General features: G+C 44.0%; 19 protein-coding genes. 17 read left to right on the top strand and 2 right to left on the bottom strand.

Translation table 11 applies throughout. The features are described from left to right. Nucleotides 1-9 precede the first annotated feature (9 nt). The 7 genes from MHH89_RS19970 (at nucleotide 10) to MHH89_RS19940 (ending at nucleotide 8873) form a co-directional block, all read left to right on the top strand. Nucleotides 10-1296, top strand: a complete 1287-nt coding sequence (locus MHH89_RS19970; RefSeq protein WP_341087956.1) for an acetylornithine transaminase — start codon at nucleotides 10-12, stop codon at nucleotides 1294-1296. Continuing rightward, the gene (gene argF / locus MHH89_RS19965) at nucleotides 1293-2261 is read left to right on the top strand and encodes an ornithine carbamoyltransferase (protein WP_341087953.1); all 969 of its coding nucleotides are present in this window, start codon (nucleotides 1293-1295) and stop codon (nucleotides 2259-2261) included. Before MHH89_RS19970 ends, argF begins: the two co-directional genes overlap by 4 nt. Before the next feature lie 292 nt (nucleotides 2262-2553). Beyond that, entirely contained in the window at nucleotides 2554-3789 is a 1236-nt protein-coding gene (locus tag MHH89_RS19960) for an argininosuccinate synthase (RefSeq protein WP_076123861.1), read from the top strand. Between the two features lie 93 nt (nucleotides 3790-3882). Further along, entirely contained in the window at nucleotides 3883-5298 is a 1416-nt protein-coding gene (gene argH / locus MHH89_RS19955) for an argininosuccinate lyase (RefSeq protein WP_341087950.1), read from the top strand. A gap of 137 nt (nucleotides 5299-5435) precedes the next feature. Then, complete coding sequence (locus MHH89_RS19950) at nucleotides 5436-6635, top strand: phosphoenolpyruvate hydrolase family protein (protein ID WP_341087947.1); 1200 nt, start codon at nucleotides 5436-5438, stop codon at nucleotides 6633-6635. A 149-nt stretch (nucleotides 6636-6784) separates the two neighbouring features. Continuing rightward, a complete protein-coding gene (locus tag MHH89_RS19945) occupies nucleotides 6785-7993 on the top strand; it encodes a Tm-1-like ATP-binding domain-containing protein (protein ID WP_076220518.1) in 1209 nt (402 codons plus the stop codon). Nucleotides 7994-8036: 43 nt separating this feature from the next. Next, nucleotides 8037-8873, top strand: coding sequence for a phosphoenolpyruvate hydrolase family protein (locus tag MHH89_RS19940; protein WP_038573568.1), 837 nt, complete (start codon nucleotides 8037-8039; stop codon nucleotides 8871-8873). 113 nt (nucleotides 8874-8986) lie between these two features. On the opposite strand, the gene MHH89_RS19935 is transcribed toward MHH89_RS19940, so the two are convergent. Further along, on the bottom strand, nucleotides 8987-9775 hold the full coding sequence (locus MHH89_RS19935) for an alpha/beta hydrolase (protein WP_076123851.1): 789 nt from the start codon (nucleotides 9773-9775) through the stop codon (nucleotides 8987-8989). Nucleotides 9776-9963: 188 nt separating this feature from the next. Here MHH89_RS19935 and MHH89_RS19930 point away from each other — a divergent pair, with 188 nt between their 5' ends. The 3 genes from MHH89_RS19930 to MHH89_RS19920 are packed head-to-tail and all read left to right on the top strand — an operon-like array spanning nucleotide 9964 to nucleotide 12855. Further along, nucleotides 9964-10515 carry a type IV pilus modification PilV family protein gene (locus MHH89_RS19930; protein WP_340033759.1) on the top strand — a complete coding sequence of 184 codons (552 nt, stop codon included), beginning with the start codon at nucleotides 9964-9966 and terminating at the stop codon, nucleotides 10513-10515. Further along, a complete protein-coding gene (locus MHH89_RS19925; RefSeq protein ID WP_340033758.1) occupies nucleotides 10499-11041 on the top strand; it encodes a type II secretion system protein in 543 nt (180 codons plus the stop codon). The genes MHH89_RS19930 and MHH89_RS19925 overlap by 17 nt, the downstream gene beginning before the upstream one ends. 14 nt (nucleotides 11042-11055) lie before the next feature. After that, a complete protein-coding gene (locus MHH89_RS19920) occupies nucleotides 11056-12855 on the top strand; it encodes a hypothetical protein (RefSeq protein WP_340033757.1) in 1800 nt (599 codons plus the stop codon). A gap of 85 nt (nucleotides 12856-12940) precedes the next feature. Here MHH89_RS19920 and MHH89_RS19915 read toward each other — a convergent pair whose 3' ends face one another. Next, nucleotides 12941-17545, bottom strand: a complete 4605-nt coding sequence (locus MHH89_RS19915; RefSeq protein WP_340033756.1) for a DUF5057 domain-containing protein — start codon at nucleotides 17543-17545, stop codon at nucleotides 12941-12943. Between the two features lie 364 nt (nucleotides 17546-17909). Here MHH89_RS19915 and MHH89_RS19910 point away from each other — a divergent pair, with 364 nt between their 5' ends. The 7 genes from MHH89_RS19910 (at nucleotide 17910) to pilO (ending at nucleotide 25592) form a co-directional block, all read left to right on the top strand. Further along, complete coding sequence (locus tag MHH89_RS19910; protein ID WP_076123844.1) at nucleotides 17910-19574, top strand: GspE/PulE family protein; 1665 nt, start codon at nucleotides 17910-17912, stop codon at nucleotides 19572-19574. A gap of 43 nt (nucleotides 19575-19617) precedes the next feature. Beyond that, nucleotides 19618-20667, top strand: a complete 1050-nt coding sequence (locus tag MHH89_RS19905) for a type IV pilus twitching motility protein PilT (protein WP_341087940.1) — start codon at nucleotides 19618-19620, stop codon at nucleotides 20665-20667. Further along, nucleotides 20667-21872, top strand: a complete 1206-nt coding sequence (locus MHH89_RS19900; protein ID WP_036678542.1) for a type II secretion system F family protein — start codon at nucleotides 20667-20669, stop codon at nucleotides 21870-21872. The genes MHH89_RS19905 and MHH89_RS19900 overlap by 1 nt, the downstream gene beginning before the upstream one ends. 189 nt (nucleotides 21873-22061) lie before the next feature. Then, a complete protein-coding gene (locus tag MHH89_RS19895; RefSeq protein ID WP_076303612.1) occupies nucleotides 22062-22538 on the top strand; it encodes a type II secretion system protein in 477 nt (158 codons plus the stop codon). Nucleotides 22539-22636: 98 nt separating this feature from the next. Then, complete coding sequence (locus MHH89_RS19890) at nucleotides 22637-23386, top strand: prepilin peptidase (RefSeq protein WP_341087938.1); 750 nt, start codon at nucleotides 22637-22639, stop codon at nucleotides 23384-23386. A gap of 15 nt (nucleotides 23387-23401) precedes the next feature. After that, the gene (gene pilM, locus MHH89_RS19885) at nucleotides 23402-25003 is read left to right on the top strand and encodes a pilus assembly protein PilM (protein ID WP_340394687.1); all 1602 of its coding nucleotides are present in this window, start codon (nucleotides 23402-23404) and stop codon (nucleotides 25001-25003) included. Beyond that, entirely contained in the window at nucleotides 24987-25592 is a 606-nt protein-coding gene (pilO, locus tag MHH89_RS19880) for a type 4a pilus biogenesis protein PilO (protein ID WP_248549029.1), read from the top strand. Before pilM ends, pilO begins: the two co-directional genes overlap by 17 nt. Nucleotides 25593-25687 lie beyond the last annotated feature (95 nt).

Genomic DNA, 25687 nt, shown 5'->3' with positions numbered 1-25687 from the left:
TGACTTAGAATGAGCAAGCTTACACAAGCGGAGTTGGATTCGCAAGCAGGGGCACAGCAGACCGATACAGTAGGACCAGGTACACCGGATGTTGCAACAAGCAAGCTGAGTGCAGTGTTCCCTTCTTACGCCAGATATGATCTCAGCTTAGTTAAAGGCAAGGGCACCTGGGTATGGGATGATAAAGGCAATAAGTATCTGGATTTCACCAGTGGATTGGCTGTGACCAGTCTAGGTCATGCTCCTGAAAAAGTCGGCGCTAAGCTGAAGGATCAGATTGATACGCTCTGGCATGTCTCGAATCTGTTCCATATTCCGGGACAAGATAAAGTTGCCAACCTTCTGACAGAGAATAGCTGCGCTGATCAAGTGTTTTTCTGCAATAGCGGGGCAGAAGCGAATGAGGCTGCTATTAAGCTGGCCCGCCGTTACCATCAGAAGATTAAGGGTGTCGACCGTTATGAGGTTATCACATTCGAACAATCCTTCCATGGACGTACACTGGCCACACTAACAGCTACAGGCCAGCAAAAGGTGAAAGAAGGGTTCCTGCCGCTTCCAGCAGGTTTCAAGACCGTACCCTTGCATGATCTCCCAGCGTTAGAAGCTGCTATCGGAGATCATACAGCTGCTATCATGCTGGAGATGGTGCTTGCAGAGGGTGGCGTGCTTGAGGTAGAACCTGAGTTCTTGAACGCTGTAGTGGCCTTGTGTAAGAAACACGGATTGCTTCTGATTGTAGATGAGGTACAGACAGGTATGGGACGTACAGGCAAGCTGTTCGCTCATCAGCATTATGGAATTGAACCGGATATTTTCACCTTGGCTAAGGGGATAGCTAGCGGGTTCCCGGCAGGTTTAATGCTTGGCAAAGGGTATTTGCGTGAAGCCTTCTCAGCGGGCAGCCATGCGTCCACCTTCGGGGGAACACCGCTAGCAACAGCTGTTATGGCAGCGACGATTGAGACGATGCTGGAAGATGAGCTTCCACAGCGCGCCGAAGATATGGGTAAGTACCTGACAGATCTTTTGAAAGAGAAGCTGGCGGACTGTTCTTTTGTGAAGGATATCCGTGGTAAAGGGCTGTTGATCGGGATTGAATGTCAATCCCCAGTGGGCGATATTGTACTGGCTGGACAAAAGAAAGGCCTGTTGTTCGTGACAGCCGGTCCTAATGTCCTTCGTCTGCTGCCTAATCTATATGTAAGCAAAGAGGAGATCGACCAAGCGGTGGACATCCTATGCGAACTCATTCATACTTATGCTAAACAAGCAAACGGGGAGGTAAGCTCATGAGTCAGGGCGTACAGAGTAACAAGCACAACATTGCGCAGCAACTGAAAGGCCGTGATTTACTGGAGCTGAACGACTACAGCCCGGAGGAAATTACGTATCTGATTGATTCGGCGATTGAGCTGAAGAAGAAGCAGAAAAATGGCGAAGAATTTCAGCCGCTGAAGGGAAAGACGATTGGACTTATTTTTGAAAAATCCTCTACACGTACACGTGTGTCGTTTGAAGTTGGAATGTATCAGCTGGGAGGGCATGCCCTTTTCTTGAGCAAAAATGATATCCAGCTGGGACGCGGAGAAACTGTTGGAGATACAGCGCAAGTAATGTCGCGTTATCTCGACGGGATTATGATCCGTACCTTCGGTCATGACAAGGTTGAAGATCTCGCTCGTTATGCCTCTATTCCCGTAATCAACGGTCTTAGTGACCTGGCACATCCTTGCCAAGTGCTGGCGGATTATCAAACGATTTATGAGCACAAAGGAAAGCTCAAAGGCCTGAAGCTGGCTTACATGGGCGATGGCAACAATATGGCGCATTCCTTAATGATTGGCGGAGCTAAGCTGGGCGTGGACGTATCTATCGCCGGACCGGAAGGTTATGAGCCAGATGCAGCGGTTGTCGCAGAAGCTCGTGAGATCGCTAAAGAAACCGGAGCGAAGATTGTGGTCACTCGCAGCCCGCAAGAAGCTGTACAAGACGCTGACGTCATTTATACAGATGTATGGGCGAGTATGGGCTTCGAGGAGGAGCAAAAGGCACGTGAAGCGGCATTCAAGGACTATCAGGTTAATGAGGAGCTTGTAAAAGGCGCTAAGAGCGATTATCTCTTCCTGCACTGCCTGCCAGCCCACCGTGAGGAAGAGGTCAGCACAGGCGTGATTGACGGCCCTAACTCGGTGATCTTTGATCAGGCTGAGAACCGCCTGCATGCGCAAAAAGCTTTAATGGCTGCGTTGATGAGTTAAGGAATTTAAAAAATATAAAATATAAATCACTATATAAATTGAATTAATGTTGGGCGAAGTTAGACTTTGGACGATGGAGTAATGGAGCGGAATTTTTGGAACTGTAGGAGCGTAGCGTTCGCCTTTATCATCAGATTTTATCCGCACAATGCGGTCTGAAATAAAAGAAATCTGATGATAACAGCGACCGGAAGTCCAAATATTCAGTGTAATTGCGATTTATCGTCAGAGTGCTGGCAAAGGCACGTTTATTTTAATTTATATAGCCCACACGAAAGGAAGTTGCCACACCATGGCTAAAGAAAAAATTGTACTCGCCTATTCCGGCGGATTGGATACATCTGTTATTTTAAAATGGCTTAAAGAAACTTATGACGCGGAGATCATTGCCTTCACTGCTGATATCGGCCAAAAGGAAGAGCTCGACGGTTTGGAGGAAAAAGCACTCGCTACTGGCGCATCGAAAGTATACATTGACGACCTGCGCGATGAGTTCGCTAGCGATTTCATCTATCCAATGTTCCAATCTGGTGCCCTTTATGAAGGCCAATACTTGCTCGGAACTAGTATTGCTCGTCCATTGATCGCCAAGCGCATGGTAGATATCGCCATCGCTGAAGGCGCAACGGCTATCGCGCACGGCGCGACAGGCAAAGGGAACGACCAAGTCCGTTTCGAGCTTGGTGTAGCTGCATTGGCTCCGAACATTAAGGTGATTGCACCTTGGCGTCTAGAAGAGTTCCGCAATCAATTCCCAGGTCGTGCGGAAATGATCGCTTATGCGGAAGCTAATGATATTCCGGTACAAGCCTCTGCGGCGAAGCCGTATTCGATGGACCGTAACCTGCTGCACATCAGCTATGAGAGCGGCGTATTGGAAGATCCTTGGTTCGATCCAAGTGCACCAGAGAACAAAGGAATGTTCCTGCTGAGCAACGCTCCTGAGGATGCTCCGGATGAAGCGGAATATTTGGAGCTCGAATTCGTTAAGGGAGACTGTGTAGCCCTGAATGGTGAATCCTTATCCCCACTTCAAGTTATGGAGACACTGAATGAGCTAGGTGGTAAACACGGTATCGGGCGTGTGGATATGGTTGAGAACCGTTTTGTCGGCATGAAGAGCCGCGGCGTGTATGAGACTCCAGGTGGAACAATCCTGTTCGTCGCTCATCGCAAAATGGAATCCATCACGATGGACCGTGAAGTGATGAACCTGCGTGACAGCCTGATCACTCGTTACAGCACTTTGGTGTATAACGGTTTCTGGTTCGCTCCAGAGCGTATCGCACTGCAAGCTCTTGTAACACAGAGCCAACAAAATGTAACGGGTACTGTTCGTCTTAAACTGTACAAAGGCAACATCATCGGCGCTGGAGTGAAGAGCCCAGTCAGCCTGTACAATCCTGAGATTGCAACGATGGAAGCTGATCCTACACAAGCTTATGATCAAGGGGATGCCACTGGTTTTATTCACTTGAACGCATTGCGCCTTAAAGTTTCTACAGGTGTAAATGGAGCTTCTAAATAGTACGATAACATAAACTTAAACGGGCAACCCCGAAGGCCGTTCCTCCCGTCAGGATAGGAGCGGCCCTCTGGCGTCCAAGAGGAGGAACAATAGGTGAGCAAGCTTTGGGGCGGACGGTTTACTAAAGGAACGAACAAGCTGGTGGAGGAATATACGGCTTCCATTGGCTTTGATAAGGCTTTGGCCAAAGAGGATGTGCAAGGCAGTCTGGCACATGTCACGATGCTGGGCAAATGCGGAATCCTTCCACAAGAAGACGTGGAAACAATCAAACAAGGTCTGAACAAAGTGCTGGACAAGGTTAATGCTGGAGAGGTCGTTTTCTCAGTATCGGATGAAGACATCCATATGAATATTGAAAAACATCTGATCGAGGAAATCGGTCCAGTTGGTGGTAAGCTGCACACAGGACGTAGCCGTAACGATCAAGTGGCGACGGACATGCACCTTTATTTACGTGGCCGTGTAGTTGAGCTAGTTAGTTTGCTGCATGAGCTGCAGGAAGTTTTGATCGAACAAGCAAAAGACAATGTGGAGACCATCATCCCTGGTTATACGCATTTGCAACGGGCACAACCGATTCTGTTTGCTCATCACTTGCTGGCTTACGTATCGATGTTCCGCCGCGATGCAGAACGTCTGACGGACAGCTACAAACGGATCAACGTGCTGCCACTCGGAGCAGGAGCGCTTGCGGGAACGACCTTCCCGATTGACCGTCATTTTGTAGCGGAACAACTGGGTTTTGACAGTGTGTATGAGAACAGTCTGGATGCTGTCAGCGACCGCGATTTCATCGTGGAGTTCTTGGCGAATGCTTCCCTTATCATGACACATCTATCCAGACTCAGTGAGGAACTGGTCCTGTGGAGCAGCACAGAGTTCAGCTTTGTAGAACTGGATGATGCTTTCTGCACAGGCAGCAGCATTATGCCGCAGAAGAAGAACCCTGACGTACCAGAACTGGTACGGGGCAAAACAGGCCGCGTTTACGGCAACCTGATTGGCTTGCTGACCGTACTGAAATCATTGCCACTGGCGTACAACAAGGATATGCAGGAAGACAAAGAAGGCATGTTCGATACGGTTACTACGCTGACTGGTGCACTGCAATTGTTCGCGCCAATGATCTCCACTATGAAGGTGAACAAAGGTCGTATGCGTGAAGCTGTGAACACGGATTTCTCGAATGCAACGGATATCGCCGACTTCTTGGTAGGTAAGGGGCTTCCTTTCCGCCAAGCGCATGAGGTAATTGGGAAAACGGTACTCTACTGCATCAACGAAGGCAAATTCTTGTTGGATTTGACGCTGGAAGAGTTCAAGCAATTCTCACCGCTGTTCGACGAGAATATCTATGCTGTTCTTCAACCGGAAGCTGTAGTTAACGCTCGTAACGTTTATGGCGGCACAGCCACCGTTCAGGTGAAGGCTGCAATTGAACGGGCAGAGCTGACATTGCACGAAGCTAATGAATGGGTTGTACAACACGGAGACGCTATATTGTAAACCGTATCAATATCAAATCTCGCCTCAGACCTTTATAGGTATCAGGCGGGTTTTTTTTATTATCTAAACGAACTATGACTGGATTAGCAGTGTTCTTTACGGTTATCCTTAGGTTAGGGATAGGAGGGTTCGTAGGTATGAACAGAGAGCAAATCCTAGACGAGCTTAGATCGGAATTAAAAGTAGGCAATCATATTATTGGAGTAGCCACCGGTGCTGGTATAACGGCAAAGTATGCGAAGCAGGGTGGAGCTGATTTCATTCTGATGTTAAACTCGGGTAAATTTCGCCAGATGGGGAGGAGCTCTCTCGCTGGTATTTTACCATTTTGTAATAGCAATGATATGGTGATGGACTTTGCATCTAGAGAGATCATACCGTTGGTCAGAGATATCCCTATTATTTTTGGCCTCAATGCAACTGATCCGACCAAAGATATGGAATCCTATATAAGTGAAATAAAGAATAGAGGCTTTGCCGGCATTAATAATTACCCCACGGTGGGTTTAATAGATGGTCAATTTGGAGAAGCGCTCGAAGAAGAGGGGAATGGTTATCTACTTGAAGTAGAAGCCATAAGAATAGCCCATGAGAAGGGTTTGTTTACCATTGCTTTTGTATTTGACGAAATCCAGGCAGCACAGATGATTGAGGCTGGAGCGGATATTATTTGTGCACATCTAGGTCTAACAGAAGGCGGGTTATTAGGCGCTAAGAAAGTATTCTCTCTGGAAGCTGCCAAGGTTAAAGCGGACAAGATATTTAATACATGCAATGAGCTAAAGCCAGATTTAATTAAGCTGGTTTACGGTGGTCCGGTGAAAACGCCAATTGATGTGCAATATATGTACAGCAATAATCAAAACTTGATGGGATATATCGGAGGCTCTGCTTTTGAAAGAATTCCCTCGGAGAAGTCCATTACGAATATAACCAAAGCTTTTAAAGTGTCGGGGACGCTGGATGAAGATGATTTTATGGTCAAAATGTTAGACGGCATCACAAAGCACTATGATTATGTTGAATTTGTAAAAGAATACGTAGCTCAAAATTATAGGAATGAGATCTTGTTTGCAGATTTAGCTAAGGTGGCGCATGTATCCCGAAGTTACTTGAGCAGTTTGTTCACCAAAAAAGTAGGCTGCAGCTTCCAAACGTATCTCGTGCAATTTCGGATGGATAAGGCGGCGGAAATATTACATAGAGACCCTATCCAGTTATCTGAGCTAGCGCCATTAGTTGGATACCAGGATTATGCGCAGTTTAGCAAAATGTTCAAGAAGTATAAAGGGTTCTCTCCAAAACAATATAAATCTAACATAAACACAAAAACATAAGACATAAAAGCGTTTTCATCCATAAATCAAAGAAGTATGATTAACTCATAAGTTGATCATGCTTTTTTTAATATAAGAAAGTATAAGTTTCACATTATACATTATCCTTATATTTCTTGTTGTAGATATTTGAAGAGGAGGTTGAAGAAATGAAGACGATTGCTATTGCCGGAACTTTTGACACCAAAGGTGAAGAATATCTCTACATTAAAAATTTACTGGAAAGCTTGGAGCTGGGTACATTTACAATTCATACAGGTGTGTTTGAGCCCACTTTTACACCGGATATCTCTAATAGAGAAGTAGCAGCAGCCGCGGGTGTAAGTATAGATGAGCTCGTTGCCAAAAAAGATAGAGCACTAGCAACAGAATTATTAGCCAAAGGTATGGAAAAATTAGTACCTGAATTATATAAGCAAGGCAAATTTGATGGAATTATCTCTTTTGGGGGCACTGGAGGCACTTCACTTGTAACACCGGGTATGCGGGCATTACCTATTGGTGTACCTAAAGTGATGGTTTCGACCGTAGCTTCAGGGAATACTGCTCCATATGTAGGCACTAGTGATATTGTCATGATGCCATCCGTAGTGGATGTTGCTGGACTAAACTCTATTTCAACAAAGATTTTTACCAATGCAGCTTTCGCCATCGCCGGTATGCTTAAATTTGAGAATAAACAAGTGATAGAGAAAAAACCATTAATAGCTACAACAATGTTTGGGGTAACAACCCCCTGTGTGACGGCAGCCCGTAACTATCTTGAAGCTAGAGGCTATGAAGTGCTTGTATTCCATGCAACAGGTGTAGGTGGCCAGTCCATGGAAGCGTTAATCGAGGCTGGTTTTATTGAAGGTGTATTGGATCTGACCACAACAGAATGGGCGGACGAAATTATTGGCGGCGTGCTGAATGCTGGACCTCATCGGTTAGAAGCTGCTGGTAAACATCATATTCCACAGGTTGTCTCGGTAGGCGCGCTTGATATGTGCAACTTTGGTCCTTATGATACGGTACCAGCGAAATTTGCTGGGCATAAGTTTTATAAACACAATCCAACAGTTACTCTGATGAGAACAACAGTAGAAGAAAATGAAGCTATCGGCAAAAAGCTTGTCGAGAAATTAAATATGGCCAAAGAGAAAACGGTGTTAATGCTGCCGCTTAAAGGGATATCCGGCATTGATGTTGCAGGGGAAGCTTTTTATGGGGTAGAGGAAGATCAAATGTTATTTGATACCTTAAGAAATGGTGTAAACAGAAATGTTGTCGAGGTTATCGAAATGGATTGTGCCATTAATGATATGGAGTTTGCAGAAGCAGCAGCGCAGAAGCTAATAGATCTCATGAGCAAATAAGGCTTTTATAAGATAAATAAATATTTAAATGGAGGCGCTACACATGAACAAAAATACAAGAACTGAAATCATGGCGAAGTTTAGAGAAGAAGTGGCAAATGGAAAGATTCTTTTAGGCGTGGGAGCCGGCACTGGAATTACTGCAAAAAGCAGCGAAGCTGGCGGAGCGGATATGCTGATTGTTTATAATTCAGGAAGATACAGAATGGCAGGCCGGGGATCACTGGCAGGGTTATTATCTTATGGGGATGCCAACCAAATTGTAGTCGAAATGGGCTCGGAAGTATTGCCTGTTGTTAAAAACACCCCTGTATTGGCAGGCGTATGCGGAACGGACCCTTTTAGAGTAATGGAAGTTTATTTAAAACAACTTAAGGAACAAGGTTTTAGCGGCGTGCAAAACTTCCCAACCGTAGGTTTGATCGATGGCGTGTTCAGACAGAATCTAGAAGAGACCGGCATGGGATATGGTTTAGAAGTAGATATGATTAGAGCTGCGCATGAATTGGATATGCTCACCACTCCTTATGTATTTGATCCTGAGCAAGCAAAAGCCATGGCAGAAGCAGGCGCAGATATTTTGGTGGCACATATGGGCTTGACTACCAAAGGTACAATTGGAGCTAAGACCGCTCTGACATTGGATGATTGTGTAGAAAGAATCGAAGCGATTATTAAAGCAGGGAAAGCAGTAAATCCAGATATTATGGTGATTTGTCACGGTGGACCGATTGCAGAGCCGGAAGATGCGGCGTACGTAATTGAACGGACAGAAGGCATAGACGGATTCTTTGGTGCATCGAGTATTGAAAGATTTGCTGCTGAAAAAGGAATCACAGAACAGACTGGATTATTTAAAAATATCACCAAACAAGCATAATTGCCTTCGGCGTCCTTATAATTAAAAAGAACCCTCCGAAGAGGGTAATCTGAGTAGAACAGATATTAAGATGCAGCTTATGGCTGCATCTTTTTGTTGTCTATTAGGTACAGCTAGTTACTTTTTAAAGGTAGCCATGCCAGCACATCGCGGATTTTGGCATCCCAGTATCCCCATTCATGTGTCCCCGGACCTTCTTCATAGGTTAAAGAAAGTGAGGTTGCCTGGCAGGCATCGCGGAATCTCAAGTTATCGGTATATAGGAAATCTTCTGTGCCACAGCATTGATACAAAGCTGGTTTTGGTCCCGTGGAGCGGTTCACTTCCTCAAGCAGCCAAAGAAGGTCTTCCGGCGTTCCGGCGGTATCTTCTTTTCCGAAGATCATTTCGTATTCTTTACTTTTAGTGGTAGCACCTTCCCCGTTCAAGAAATTATGCGCCATATCAAGTGCTCCAGACAAACTCGCTGCCGCTGCAAAAGACTCGGGTTTACGCAGTCCCAGCTTAATTGCTCCATAACCACCCATCGACAACCCGGCTACAAAATTCTCCTCGCGTTTATCGGAAAGCGGGAAAAATGAGCGCGCCAGCATCGGCAACTCCTCACTAATGAAGGTCCAATAACGGCCTCCCATCGCCATATCTGTGTAGAAACTGCGGTGCACATTCGGCATTACCACAGCTATCCCCATCTCCGCTACATACCGTTCTATGGAAGTCCGGCGCAGCCAGATCGAATCATCGTCAGACAAGCCATGCAGTAAATACAAAGTAGGGTGAAGATCACCTCTTGTTACATTACTCATCCCGATTTGTGTAGTTGTTTTTTGCGGCAAAATTACAGTCATTGAGGTATTCAAACCTAGTACTTCAGAATAAAATTTGCACTCTATTAAAGCCATTTCATTCATCTCCTCTCTTTCCAAATCATAGCATAGACCTAAAGTGAGAGATATTGTAGAAATATCTGAATTATAAGGGTTTTGAGGATTGCTGTAGCTGGATATGAGAGAATATAATGGAAGTAGAAAATTTAGGAAAAACGTGCAAATACGAAAAGTATTTTCATAGGCGAGAGGCGGAAAGTAGGATGAAACCGGGCCTAAAGCAGGAAAAAGGATTTACGTTAATCGAAGTTCTGGCCGCTATTGTAATTTTATCGATAGTTTCTCTGGTGCTTACGTCTTACTTTACTAACGCCATGAGTTACTCTAAATCGAACCAGAACAAAACGATTATGGTCAATCTGGCGCGGAACGCGCTGTTTTATGTGGAGAAGCAGGATTTTAAGGCGATGAAGGAATTTTTTATAAAGCAGAATCATGATGCGATAGAGGCGGCGAAATGCCAAAAGGATACGGATGATTCTCTGAAATGTGAGGATTACAAGGGGCTTGTTCAGGATACAGAAATCTTGAACCAGGTTTTGAATCCTGCAATAAATGGTGTGAACTATCAAATAGATATTAAATATCAGCGTGATCTACATAACCAAAGCTTGGAATCTAGTGATCCGGAGAAACAAAATATGGCAGTATATTTGTTACCTGTGTTGGTCAAAGTCAGCAGAGCGGATTCTTCTGGCGGACCTGAAAGTGAATCTGTTGTGGAGGGATATATTACCGATGAGAAAATTCGTTAATCTTCTTCGCAGAGAAGGCGGCTTTACCTTAGTGGAGCTAATTGTGGCACTATTGTTGTTTACAGTTGCAGCGGGAATTATTTCGGGGATAACAATGCTGGGCTTACGAAGCTATCATAAAATATCGATTGAAAACTCATTACGAGACGAAGGTGATTTGTTAATGTCGGCGATTATAACGGAGTTGTATACATTTGCTCCTGAGAAGGTCACTCCAACTATTCTCAAAAATGATGCAGGGACTATTATTGATAGCTACATTACGTTAGAACGTCAGGATGGAACTAAGTCTCAGATTCGTATTGTTAATGGTGCTCTTACAATAGCAAATCCTGATGTAGTCGATCCACCAGTAGATGCAAGAACTGAGACGATATCTAAATTAGAACAGGGTTCTGCTATAACTTTAGAGTGTCAGAATAGCATCCCTTGTGGTAGCGGCTTGATATCTATAGATTTATCGCTAGTTCAGAGCTACGACGGAAGGGATTACCCATTGGAGTTGAAAAGTAAATTCGGATTCTAGGAGGAGCAGGAGGGATGAAGAATAATGAAAGAGGCTCAGCTCTAGTATTAGTTATGTTTGTTGCTCTTCTACTTACTATACTCGGAGTAGCTGTACTCGGGGCAACGATGGGTGGCGCACAACGAACGGAGACAAGGGAAAACGACGTGCAGAGCCTGCATCTGGCTCAAAAGGGGCTCGATGAAGCAGCGGCATACATACAGACCAAGTTGGACGGGCGTACGGATATTGATCCTGATCATATGGAAGATGAGATTAAAAGTATTGTTAATGAGGTGACCACCAAAGTTGTCGGCGTTAACAATGGCGTAAGTACGGGATTATCTGGAGCTGGCGGTACGATCAAAAGTATCACTTATGAGAAGCAGGATAAGCAAAAATATTATGTAGATATTGAAGCACAAGCCACAGTTAATGGCGTCATCAGACAGCTGAGACAAAAGATTGTCATTGATACCTATCCTGATTTTCTTAAATATGCTTTTGGATCGGAAAAAGTATTAACATTAAACGGAGCACCTGGTCTCCATGGCAATATATATGCGGGTGAAGAACTAAACGTCAGTGATACGGCTGTTTATACGTATAAGAAAGTGAAAGATCTTAAAGAAAAGACTCAATATCCTAAAGTAGAATTACTAAAAGACTCTGCCAGTCCAGCATCTACGGAACCTCTTCCTGAGGTGCATGTGCAATCACTTGAAAGTATTAAATATTCCGGAAATGGAATTATTAACGCAGCAGTAAATAAAAACAATGCCTCAATTATTCTTCCTAACATACTGGGAGTTAATAAAGAGCAGGTGTTTATCAAACCACAAAAAAAGTTCGTGCAGATTAATGTGCTGGAATCGTTTCTTGATAAAGTGGAGGAAGCGACAGGGTTGACCGGGAAAAGGTCTGAACTTGAGCAAGCTATTGTGGAAGGAAGATTGGGTAATTACTTAAGTGCAACAGCATTGGATAGACTACCCGATGAGAATCCACCCTACACTGAGCCAGTACTTGAAGATAATCCGACAAAAGAAGAAAAGGATAAGTATGAACTAGAGTGCAGCCAATACGAAGAACAATTGAGAATATATCAGAACTCCTTGTTGGATAAAGATTTGAATAATTCTACGATTTATAACGGTAATTTGCTTATCGATGGAATTGATTACAAACAGTTAAAGTTTAGTGATGAAGCCAAAACAGGTAATCCTTCTAATAAGCCCAAATGGGTTATTGTTAATGGTGATCTGGAGGTAAATAACTATAGTCCAGATATAACAAATTTTTTGGAGATTCAAGCTAATATTCTAGTTACAGGTAATGTTACTATTAAAGGACAGGTGAAATTCAACTCTACTATGTTTGTTTTAGGAGAAACGAAAGTAGAGGACGCCGTGATCCAAGGTTTAAGTAGTAAGGAGTTAGTCCTCATATCTCAAGGAGATGTGCTCATTAACCGAATTGATACTTTTACTAACCCACCTAAGAAAAAAGTTGAGCAGGATTCATTTTATATGAAAGCTTTTTTTTACACGGATAGTGACGCTGATTTGTACGGAGTGGGGTCAATCTTTTGGTTAAATGGTGGCTTCTTTGCCAAAGGGAATCTTACAGTAAACGCAGTACTAGGAGGAGTAACTGAGCCCTTAGATCCGGCTCTCGGCTTTAATTTTGAAAATCAGGATGCGGATCGATATAATTTGGGTCACCGTTTTCAGATTCAATATAATCAGGATGTTTTTACTCATCAGCAGTCTAGCCTCCCGCGTGTGCAGCAGGTGAATGTAACTGTAGGCTCTCTGGAGCTTGTGAGTCATTGAGACCAATTGAAAAAGGGTATCCTTAAGCGAGTGCTTAGGGATACCCTTTTTTTCGTTGGAAGTTTCTTATTTTTAAATGTAAAGATTAGTAACGATCGTCATTCTGGGGTGCTACAACCTTAACTGTAATATCTGCTTCTGCTGTTGTGCCTGTGCTTCCGGTATAAGTAACTGTAATGGTGGTTGATCCCTTTTTGACACCTGTAACAATTCCTCTGCTATCAATATTGGTTCCATTATCGACACTGGCGATTCCAGAATTGTCGCTTACCCAACTCAAGTTACCTTTGATTTGCTCGATCGAGATGGAGGTAGGGAATGCCCATAAAATATTGGTTAACGGGAAAGTATGGCCCACTTCAATAGTAATGGACTGTTCTTTAAATCGTAACCCTTTCAAAGCATCAACGATGTTAACCTCGTGTGTTGAAGTCATATCTTTGAATGAAACCTCAATCAGCAGTCCTTCTTTAGCGGTATCACCAGCCGTCAATTTAGCGGTCGATCCATCACTAGAAGGCGTAAGAGTAGCAATATGATCATTCGTAATAGTGTCATCCGTAATATTTTTATCCGTTGATTTCACGAATCTCCATCTTAGCGTTGCTGGATCAGCATCCGTAGGATTTCTACTTGCGCTTAGGTCGATTTGTCCTCCTATCAATACCGTTGTTGGACCTGTAATCGACAATGAGGTTAGTGGGTTAGTAACTGTTATGGTTTTATCTTGGGTAATTGGAACCGGGTTACTTGAATTTACAGTAAGACTTACTAGGTAAGTTCCTGACTGCGTTGCACTGAAAATCTTTTCGGTATCATCACCGGGATACTCTGGATTGGTATTAATTACAGCAGTGCTTGCCCCAGAGGTAATGTTTTTAACGGACCAGATATAGGTTATGTTGGTCTCAGGTTCTTTACTGTCTTGGACGTACGAGGCACTTAACGTAATGGATTCATAGATTCTCGCTGTTTCATATCCTTTAATTGATAGAGAACGAGAATTACGTTCTTCTACAGTTATGAATGCAGTACCAGTAACTTCGCTACCATCAATAGCCTTAACAGTGACTTGTGCTGTTCCTTTGGCCAACCCGATAATATCGCCACTGCTGGAGTCTATTTGTACAACTGAAGCATTACTAGTTGTCCAGAGGAATGCAGAATTACTTAAATCAGAAGGCGTAACTATTGGAATTAGTCGAATCTTATCTCCTACATAAATAGCTTTGTCATCCAATTGCAGGGTTTTAATTTTATATTCGGCTGTAAAAGTTAAAGTCTCAAACGAAACCGTAGTCCGCGCTAAATTAGTCGATGAAGGATCTGTTGGGATTGGAACAGGTAGCGGATAGATTTCCGCTGGTAGGCCACCGGTAAAAGGGAAATGGTATAAAGTGGCACTACTCATATTCATTGAAGCTCCAATGATTGTTCCATACACCTGTCCTCCATCAAAGTTTATAGTAGATCGTGGTGCCAGAATGGTTCCGTATACGTTGGCTTGGGAAATTAGCAAAGGCTTGGCGTTAGGGAAGTTGTATAGCACACGGCTACCGTCGCTCCCCAGTGGGAAATGTAAGAATGGTTCACTGTTACTGTCTTGTTGTACATTAACAATTACCGTTGATCCTTGCGGAACCTTAAGCTCGGAACTGTTAAGCGTATTTAACGCTGAACTAGAAATATTAACAATATTGATATCTGAGTTACCTGTGACCGTAAGTTTTCCGTATTCATGAGTCGCCGTGGCATTGGAAGGCAACTTGGCAATAGCATCAGAGAGTCCAAGGAGATAACTCTCTTGCTTGTTGAAATCGAGAAGTTCTCCGTAATTGATGGTACCATTTTGGATAGAACCAGGACGTTGGTCTTTAACGGTGCCTTTAACCATTAGGTTTCCGTAAACTGTTCCTTCAGGAAGGGAAACATCTCCGCCCGTGACAATACCATATGGCACTTGGTCTTTAAATTGTTCATTTACTGTAATACCAGCGTTGTTGAAGTTGACTGTTCCCCCGGAAGCCAGTGGTCCCTTGATAGTGCCTCCACGAAGTGAAGTGGTATGAAGGATAAATGCGTTGTATTTACCTAAGATTCCCAGAGGTGGCAATGTGGCATGAATATCGACATAACTAAGTTTGGAATCATTTAAAATATAGGTTTGGGTCTCGGTCGGTTTAACTGTGATTTGGAACGTTATAGGCTGTTCAGAGTCTGGTTTATAGATTTGGGCGCCGTTCACCGTTTTCAATGAATAGGTTATGTTATTTAGATTGCGTGTCAATCTAAACCCACTGGTTGCATTTCCAGTGACTATCGTACCGGCTGGTAATTCTCCTGAAATCTCCAGGTTAGGTGGGAGATTCTCGGTAAATACAATATCCGATATTAATTGTGTGTTAGAGGTCTGGTTGACCGTGCCGACTTTATCAAACGGTACAGATTTTGGGGTGATGGAATAACTAAGAGTGACCGGTTCTCCCTTTTCTATTTTGCCATTCACAACATTCTGAGAGAGAGATCGTGTTACACTCAAATTGGTGTTCGACGGCAGGACATTTACTCTGAGCGTTTTAATTGAGAGCGCCCCATTTTGATCCCAAGCTTTAATTTCGATGTCGAGTAGACCTCCGTTAGGAAGCGGATTGTCAACTGTTCTATATATATTTTGACCGGACTTGATGTCCATCTTGCTTATTTCATTCATAGGAAAGTATGTGTTCCCTGATTTGAAACGGACTTCAGTTGTTAGATCACGATCGTTAAAGTCCAGATCAGTTACTGTATAGTCGACAAGGAGTGTTTTTTGATAAGACGGAATCGATGAATCATTAGCCGGCGTATGCACGGTAATCTCTGGAGCATGATTGGCACCAATAAAAGCACGATACATAGTATTAACGAACAATTGTTGTTCCCAGACAGGGAATTTCTTTAGATTGGCTGGAATATCACTTACTCCAAAAAAGTGACCTGTACCTGAATAGGTAATATTTCCTTTGGAATATGTGTAATATTGATTCCAGCTATCCTCGGTATCACGTTGGTATTGATTATATTCTCCATTTGGTTTTATCCTCGTACCTGATGCTTCACTTTGAATGTTATACCAAGATACTACTTCAGGATCTTCCAGATTAAGTGTGAAGTACTGGTTATGTGTTGGTGCAATTTGTGGTGTGGAAATATCGATTTGCTGGTTGCTGTCGTCCCTCTTGCTTAGATAAAAAGGATATTGCATCAAAAGCCCGTCATTCACCGGCTTAACCTTGGTGGAAAGATTGATGGCATTATGGCCTAAGTTGGTCTCAGGATTCACCTGACCAGTAATCCCCATGAAATTATTGATCCAGTTCTTTTTATTTGCATCTAAATTAATGATGGTATCGTGAGTGAACAAGGCGCTTTGCTTGAAAGTACCAGTAAATTGTGTAATAGCGTTAATCGCATTAGTGTTTAAATTAGATTTTTTGTAGTATTCGTCTACAAATCCAAAGATGAGCATGTCATAGGTGCCATTTAATCCGTAACTATGTGTTGCAGCATAGCTGTCATCAACATATTTTTTAAATTCAGTCATCGTTTTGATTTTTATATCGAGCTTATAGTCAGATGTATCGAGAAAATTTGGATTCATATTACTAGTGTCTAGGAGGCTGCTTTCCGTTAGAGTGTCAGGCATAATCTGAAGAATATTTACTATGGTTTTCTCGCCACGGTAACGAATTACACCGCTGTCGAAGTCTTTTAATTGTCTACTGTGATAATCATTAACTTCTAGCTTCCAGTAGAGCAACCCAGAGTATGTTTTTGGCAGAGTGTATTCAATAGTTCCGCTGGACGTACTAATCTCAGTTTCAGCAACGACCTGTTCTTCTCCCATTTTGATGGATTTATCAAGACCAACGTACAGTTTGACTGAGAGTGGAGCACTATTTTGTGTAGAGGGTGTGGTGACATTGAAATTAAAAGAAAGCTTCTCCCCAGGAACATAGATTTTGCTGTTAGTTGCATTAGGGTCATAGTTGGGAATTCTATTCGTAATTTGTAGACGAGGGCGTTTCTTCAAGTCGCTTATGTATTTGGAGTCTTGTTTTTTTAAATCGGCAAAAATATCCGCCAGTTCACTGTCATCTACAAACTTAACATTTGGGTTGGAGGTGGAAAGACGATAACTGTTAAAAGAGCTGTACAGTATACCTTGCTCAGTTTGAGGTTTTGCATCTTTGTCTTTAAAGGGCTGGCTATGAAAAAAAACATATAATCCCTTGTTGATAAATTCCTTCGTAATTTGATCAGCCTTCAGATGAGTAATGTCATTCTTCATACTTTTGGTATTAAGGGCCTTAGCTCTATTTTCCTCCGAGGCGGGTTGTTGATTACTTACCTGTGCAGGATTGTAAGTCCCCTTCCCGATATATACTGCATCATATCTCCCGTCCAGATCATCCCGCAGCGCCACAAAGCGCTTCATACTCATCGTGTCGATGGTAAGGTTAGATATTCCCGTTTTTAGAGACGCAAGCTCACTAACCCCACTCTCTGTAACCTCCAGCATACGAATTTGGTATTCATTAGAACTGGCATCGACATTCATAAAGTGATTTTTGATTGGCAGAACAAGCAGAAGGAGAAGCAGGGTAGTTACTGTAAAAATAAAAACTTTTTTGTTACTGGCAAGTTTCATTGTCATCTCTCCCTGATTGTTAACTATTGGCAGATATGGTCGTATTCCGTCTCGTATATGCTAGATTCCGACAGCCTTTTTCATTCCGTGTCGTTGTAAAATTATCCAATCTATGTTATATACATTCTAGGACATTCAGCATTGATAGACAACATAAATCTATTGAAATATACCTATTAAATTATAACTAAAGTCCTAGTTAGATTGAAAAATACTCAAAATTGACAAATTTATGGAAGGTGTATTTATGGTAATTATATCTTTCGTTTTTGAGCGAATTTTGCTGGGAGTTTGATTTCTATTTCTATAAAAAATATCCATTATTTCAGCCGGCATAAATAACGGCATACGGAGATGAATAGACTTGGCTATCGCGAAAAAGAGACTGGGCGACTTGCTGGTAGAAAATAATATTATTTCGCAGGACCAGTTGCTTGAGGCTCTCGCGGAACAGCGTAAGAGCAAACGTAAGCTCGGCGATCTGCTAATCTCTCAAGGTTATATCACGGAGCAGCAGCTGATTGAAGTGCTTGAATTTCAACTCGGCATCCCGCATGTCAGTTTATTTAAATACCAGATAGATCCCGCAATCACGCAGATTATCCCTGAAAGTATGGCTAAGCGATATCAGGTGCTTCCCTTCTTAAAAGAGGGTGGTAAGCTGATGGTTGCGATGGCGGACCCGCTGGATTATTTTGCGATAGAAGATTTACGAATGAGTACTGGTTTTCGGATCGAACCCGCTATTTCTACGAGAGATGAGCTGCAGCGGGCGATTGCGCGTCACTATGGCATGCGCGATTCTATGAATCAGATGCTGGTAGAACTTCCGACACAGGAAGAAATAGAGGAGACCGAGATTACAGATGAGGACTCTCCAATCGTACGTTTGGTCAACCAGATGATTCAGCAGGCAGTTGCCCTGCGGGCGTCTGATATACATATGGATCCAGGTGAAAATAATTTAACCATCCGCTACCGCATTGACGGAACCTTACGGACAGAGCGGATTATTCCTAAGCAAATGCAGGGCTTTATCACCGCCCGTCTGAAAATAATGGCCCGCCTGAATATCGCAGAACGGCGTTTGCCGCAGGACGGGCGGATCAAAATGCAGTTCGATTACAAAATGGTAGATATTCGTGTGTCTTCATTACCAACGATGCACGGAGAGAAGATTGTGCTGCGGCTGCTAGATTTAAGCACAGGGGTCAAATCCGTAGATGCTTTGGGATTCAGTGAGGGGAATGCAGAAGCTTTTAAGGAGATGATAGCTCGTCCTTATGGGATTTTGCTGATCACGGGACCTACAGGCAGCGGAAAAACAACAACTTTATATTCAGCGTTAAATCAACTTAATGTAGAAAGCGCAAATATTATCACAGTCGAAGATCCAGTGGAATACCAGCTTGAAGGAGTAAATCAAGTACACGTAAACTCGGCTATTGGACTAACCTTTGCAGCTGGGCTGCGTTCGATTCTTCGACAAGATCCGAATATCGTAATGGTCGGTGAAATACGGGATGCGGAAACTGCTGAAATTGCTGTTCGCGCCTCATTAACGGGTCATCTAGTGTTGTCTACTTTACATACAAACGATGCGATTAGCTCCGTTTCCCGATTGCGGGATATGGGGGTAGAACCTTATTTGATCGCTTCTTCGCTGATTGGTGTGGTAGCACAGCGGCTGGTGCGCAAAATCTGCACTGACTGCAAAGAAACCTACAAACCATCTGAACAGGAAGCAATTATGCTACGTAGCTTAGGACTACCTGTGGAAGCATTACAGCGTGGACGCGGCTGTGGTAGCTGTAACAATTCTGGCTATCGTGGACGAATAGCGATTCATGAAGTACTCAGTATTGATGATCACTTACGGCAGCTCATTACAAACACTGCCTCAGTAGAAGAACTGCGTGCAGCAGGTAAAGCGCGTGGGCTTGTTCAACTGATGGATGACGGACTGCTCAAGGTCAGTCAAGGAATTACAACGCTTCAAGAAGTCATGCGCGAGACGGTCTCACATTAGAGTTTAACAGGGATTTAGCATATTAACTTAGGGGGAGCGGCTAATGCCAACGTATACGCGGGATATTAGACAACTATTACAAACGGCTTACTCCTCCAAAGCTTCTGACTTACATATTTCTGTAGGATCACCGCCGGTTATTCGGATGGATGGAAAGCTGCACTCGCTTGAGGGTGAATCCGTGGTTGCTGAAGAAGCGGTAGATATGGCCAAAACGCTACTTGGTAATGAACGAATTGAAGCATTTCGGAATGCGGGCGAGTTGGATTTTTCATATCCGCTTGATGGTGGGGTAAGATTCCGGGTGAACGTTTATCGTCAGCGGGGCGAGGTTAGTATCGCCGCCCGGGCGATTCCTGCAGAGATTCCGAGTCTGGAACAGCTGTCGATGCCTTCGATTTTAACTACTTTGTCGCTTAAGCCACAAGGTCTAATTTTGGTTACAGGACCCACAGGCAGCGGCAAATCTTCTACGCTTGCAGCTATGCTGAATTATATTAACCAGACGGAGAGCAAGCATATAGTGACGTTGGAAGATCCGATAGAATTTCTACATAACCATGGAACCTGTCTAGTAGATCAACGTGAAGTGGGAAGTGATACGGCTAGTTTTGCTAATGGATTGCGTGCTGCCTTACGTCAGGATCCGGATGTCATTCTCGTTGGTGAGATGCGGGATTTGGAGACCATTTCAGCAGCGGTTACGGCCGCAGAGACAGGTCATCTTGTGATGGCAACTTTACACACAACAGACGCACCACAGACGATTGACCGAATTATCGACGCTTTTCCGGGCCATCAGCAGGGACAGATTCGTTCACAACTAGCATCAGTGCTGCTGGCAGTAGTCAGTCAGCGGTTGTTCCCAAGGGCTGGAGGTCGGGGGCGTTTATGCGCTACGGAAATTTTGATCAATACACCAGCCGTAGCCAATCTTATTCGTACCGAAAAAACACATCAGATCAAAAATGTGATGCAAACGGGACGCTCACAAGGCATGCACACCTTGGACATGAGCATCCGTGACTATTTATCGCAGGGGCTTATTGATCCAACAGCAGCTAAGGCGTTTATGGCGGAGGTGAGCAGCTGATGCCTCTTTTTGAATATCAGGTGAAGACATCCGCAGGCAAATCTATCAAAGGGAAACTAACGGCAACCGATAAACCTACGGCGATGGAGGAGCTACGCAAGCGGGGACTTACGGTATTTTCACTGATTGAACGCAAAACCACAATTTTATCGATGGACATTTATATTGGTAATCCCGTTAAGCCGCTTCATTTCATCATTTATTGCAGGCAGTTTGCCACGCTTATGCGGGCGGGGGTATCGATTGTGGATGCAACGCGTATTTTGGCAGAGCAGACCGAGAGTAAGCCACTGCGCAAAGCGTTAGTAGATGTTAATTCCAGCCTGATGCGCGGGATATCGTTCTCACAAGCCGTTCAGGATCATAAAAAAATCTTCCCGCAGCTATTTGTCAGCATGATCCGTGCCGGTGAGGAATCCGGTGATATTGAGGGGACGTTGGACAGGTTGGCTATGTTTTTTGAGAAACAGCACACCACGACAGAGAAGATAAAATCAGCGCTTACGTACCCGATTACCGTAGGGGTTATGGCGATTGCCGCGGTTATCTATCTACTTTGGGCGATTGTGCCACAGTTTGTAACGATGTTTGAATCGATGGATGCCGAGCTTCCGGCAATTACACAGATGGTCTTGGCACTTAGCAAAAGCATTCAAGGTCAATGGTATTTCTGGATACTCGGAGTACTTCTCCTAGTGATAGCTTTTCAGATTACAAAACGTACGGAAAAGGGTGCTTACGCTCTGGATTATGCCAAGCTTAAGATACCTGTGTTTGGTAAGCTGAATCAAAAAGGCTCGATTGCTCAGTTTACGCGCACTTTTTCTTCTCTTTATGCCAGCTCTGTACCGATTCTACAGTCCTTGGTGATTGTTGAGGAGGTAGCAGGAAATAAGGTCATCGGGAAATTCATCCGTAGCGCAGGGGATTCGCTGAGACAAGGAAATCCACTATCTGAGCCGCTAAAAAAAGCCTGGGTCTTCCCGCCACTAGTTACGCAGATGATAGCGATTGGCGAAGAGACAGGGGCGCTCGACACGATGTTGTCCAAGGTAGCTGATTTTTATGAGATGGACGTGGAGAATACCGTCGACCGTTTGAAGTCGCTGCTTGAACCATTATTGATTGCTTTTCTAGCTGCTGTTGTAGGTGTTATTGTGGCCGCCATTATGCTGCCAATGTTCAGTCTGTACGGTAATATGTGAACCTCTTGGTTCCTTGTATATATTGAGAGGGGTGACGCCCGGGAGGCGGGGCAAGATCCACGAACTTACGCTGGCGATTAGACGACGATGGACGAGCTGTTTCCGTAAGCACAAGAAAGATGATGTTGGATTCACTGAAATAAAGGATATAGGTCTTATCATCACACACCACTTAGAGGGGGAAATCAAATGTTAGCACAAGCGATTAAAAGAAGATTAAGCAAAGAGGAAAATCAAAAGGGGTTTACGCTGATTGAGTTGCTGGCGGTTATCGTTATTTTGGGGATTATTGCGGTTATTGCAATACCGATGATTGGTGGAATAATTAATAATACTAGAGAGGACTCGGATGCAGCTACTGCTCGTCAAATTTATGATGCGGCTCGACTTTATGTAGTTAGTGAGAAAAATGGAATCTATAGTTCGACTTCTACTGCGGCTGCTCCAGAAAAGATCGCTATTACTGATCTGATCTCTAAAAAATATCTTGAGTCGGGTATTGTGCTACCTAGTAATAAAGAGACTATAAATGGAGGATCTGTAAACTTTGTTGCAGGTGTTCTAGCTGCTGCCGATGCTGTTCAAATACAGACTGCTACCACATTTACTTCTACTACTCCTAAGTCTTTTACATCAAAAGAAGTATTGAACGCTCAGAAAGAATAAATTGGTTTTTATTCGAAAATCAAGTCTATATGAAACCCCCTAAGGAATCGGATTTCCCGATTCCTTTTTTAAAATCCAGAAGCTAACAGAGGACAGCCATGACGATATTTATCGCAAGTTACATCACATTACTGGGTCTGATTCTAGGCTCCTTCTATAACGTAGTGGCGCTGCGGGTGCCGGCCAAGGAATCCTTGCTTAATCCGCCGTCACATTGCCCGAACTGCAATATGCGGCTAAAAGCGCGGGATTTGTTTCCAGTGGTAAGCTACCTGCTGTCAGAAGGCAAATGCCGATACTGCGGCACAAGGGTATCGCCATTATACCCGCTTGGAGAAGCGGCAACGGGTTTGCTTTTTTTATGGGTGTATATGCAATTTGGCCTGACGGGTAAGGGAATCATCGGGTTCATTCTTGTGAGTTTAGTGGTTATCGTGACGGTTGCGGATTTGAAGTACATGCTGATTCCCAACAAGGTATTGTTGTTTTTTTTACCGCTGCTGCTGATTCTTGTACTGCTATTTCCAGAAGGACCGATATGGCATCATCTGCTAGGAGCAGTGCTTGGGGGAGGGGGCCTTATCCCTTTTGTTCTATTAGGTGGCATGGGGGCTGGAGATGTGAAGTTATTTGCGCTGCTGGGCTTGGTGATTGGCTTTCCAAATGTGATTTTAGCCTTTTTTGTGGCTTGTCTGCTTGGGAGCGTGGTGGGCGGACTGCTGATGCTGCTCGGTGTAATCAAACGTAAACAGCCGGTACCCTTCGGCCCATGGTTAGCTATAGGAGCTTTAATTAGTTTTGGATATGGTTCACACATCATCGGCGCGTATCTCTCGCTCATCGGATAGGAGGACATCGATCACATGCTTGGATTAGGCCCCAAAGTGGCCGGACTTTCAATTGAAGCTGCCGGAATCCGTTATATTAGTTTTAAGAATAAACAGTCATGGGAAGTCCGTAAAAAACGGTTTCTCCCGCTCCTTCCAGGCATGATCATTGAGAATCAGGTGGCGGATAGCGAGGCGCTTTATGATCGGGTAAGGCAGTGGGTGAAGAAGGAAGGGTTAAGGGGAAGTAAGGTTTCTTTGTCCATTCCACCTTCGCAGATCATTATCCGCAAAATGAGTATTCCTAGTACCAACGACAAACAGGTAGAACAACTGGTGAAGCTGGAAGTGGAGACGGGACTGCATCTACCTTTTGAAAATCCTGTCTACGACTATGTAACGCTCGAAGTGGATGAGGAGCAAAGCCACCTGCTCGTATTTGCTGCTCCGCGAAAATCGATTCAGGATTACGTAGAAATTCTGGAGCGGGCGGGTCTTCGGATAAGCAGTGTCGAAATTTCGGCAACCGCTTTGGCGCGTGCTATAACCACTGGGCACGGGGAGAGTTTTGCGGAGACGATGCTGATTAATATGGAGCCATCGGTAATGGACATTTATATGTTCAGAAACGGGAATCCGGTCTTCATTCGTACGATAAACTTACTTGATCTACATAAAGGAAGAAATTTAGCGGGAATGGATCTTTTGACAGACAGTGAAACCTTGGCAGAAACAGCTGTCGCTGTAGAAGAACATTTATCACCCGAGCAAATGGTTGAAATCACTGCGGAAATCTCCCGTATGCTCAGCTTTTATCAATACAGCTTGCATGACGGTTCCACTCGTATCAACAATTTAGTGATTACGGGCACTCCCTCGATTCGTAAACAACTGGACCTGGAGCTCCAGCAGTCCCTAGCTGAACTTGAAATAACTCCAATAAGTCTGGAACAGATGGCTAGTGCTGCTGTTTCTGACCCTGATCTAAATGATTACCGTGTAGCTGCCGGGACCGCTCTAAAAAATAGCATCAACACGGATACGATTGATCTATTGCCGAGAGAAGATCGGGAGACATTGCTATTTCCTTATGTCACGATGGGGCTTGTAGCGATTTGGCTGCTGGGGATGATCGGAACGGGGATTTATTTTTCGGCCAATAAGGGTCAAATCTCTAACGGTAAAGAACAGCTGCAAGGCCTGCAGGATCGCAGTTTAATGCTCCAAGTAGAGCTCGCGAAGCTTAAGAACAGCGGACCTAGACAGCTAGATCGGAAAGCAGCCATCATAGTGCTTCAGGACAATAAGGTGATTGCAGTCCCTATCTTGGACGAATTAGTGGGAGGATTGCCTAAGGAGGCACTAATCCGTGATATTAACTATACCTACCGGACATCTATAGATCTGACTGTAAATGTATCCACTATGGAGGATGCTTCCAACTATTTAAGACAACTTCGCCAAATGTCTTTTACGGCCGATGCCTCTATTCAAAAGCTTACTGAAGGAGCCGCAGATGCCATTTCATACAATACGTATACGGCTATTTATAAAGTGAACTTAGCAGCGGCTAAGCAGCAAAACAGTGATACGGATGCCAGCCAAGGGGAGGTGAGCAGCGATGGAACAGATCAATAAATATCGCTCTCCCATCGTACTAGGGGTGTTAATTCTATTCCTGATATTGTTTGCATTCTATATGCTGGGTGTTCAGCCGACTAATAAGGAAATTTCCGCACAGAGCAGCGAGATCAGTCAGTTGGAAAAGGAAGCAGAAGTCCTCCAAAACAAAATCAATGAGCTGAAGGGCAGCGGCAATGAGGGAGATCTAGAACAGAAGGAATTACTGGGGGAACTCCCAAAGGGCGATGACAGCGAAGGTCTGATTGTTGATTTACGGGAGGTTAGCACGTCCTCAAAAGCGCGGCTAAAGGATCTTAGTTTTGTTTTGGATGAGGCTAATCCGATTCAGCAAATGACAGGTTCAGCTGAGGTGTCATTCCCGACGGTCAAACAGATCAAAATGACTGCAGTGGTGGAGGGGACATATTCGGGGATACGGCAATGGATGGATGAACTACAAGCCTTACCTCGTATTGTGAATGTAGACTCTTTCAATTTTCAGCAATCCTACGAGGATCGTACTAAGAACAATACGGAGAGTATTTTGACTGCTAACGTAGCTTTTACAGCGTATTATGAGGCCACCGCAGCAGCATCCAATTAGGGTTCTAGTACTACTTTATTTAACTATATTACTCCGCTTTTCCTGTGAATCAGGAGGGTGGAGTTTTTTTATATTTTCAAAAGAGTTGTAATACG

It is taken from the genome of Paenibacillus sp. FSL H7-0323, assembly GCF_038002725.1.
Lineage (GTDB): Bacteria > Bacillota > Bacilli > Paenibacillales > Paenibacillaceae > Paenibacillus_AQ > Paenibacillus_AQ odorifer.
This window is presented reverse-complemented; position numbering and strand designations above follow the sequence as displayed.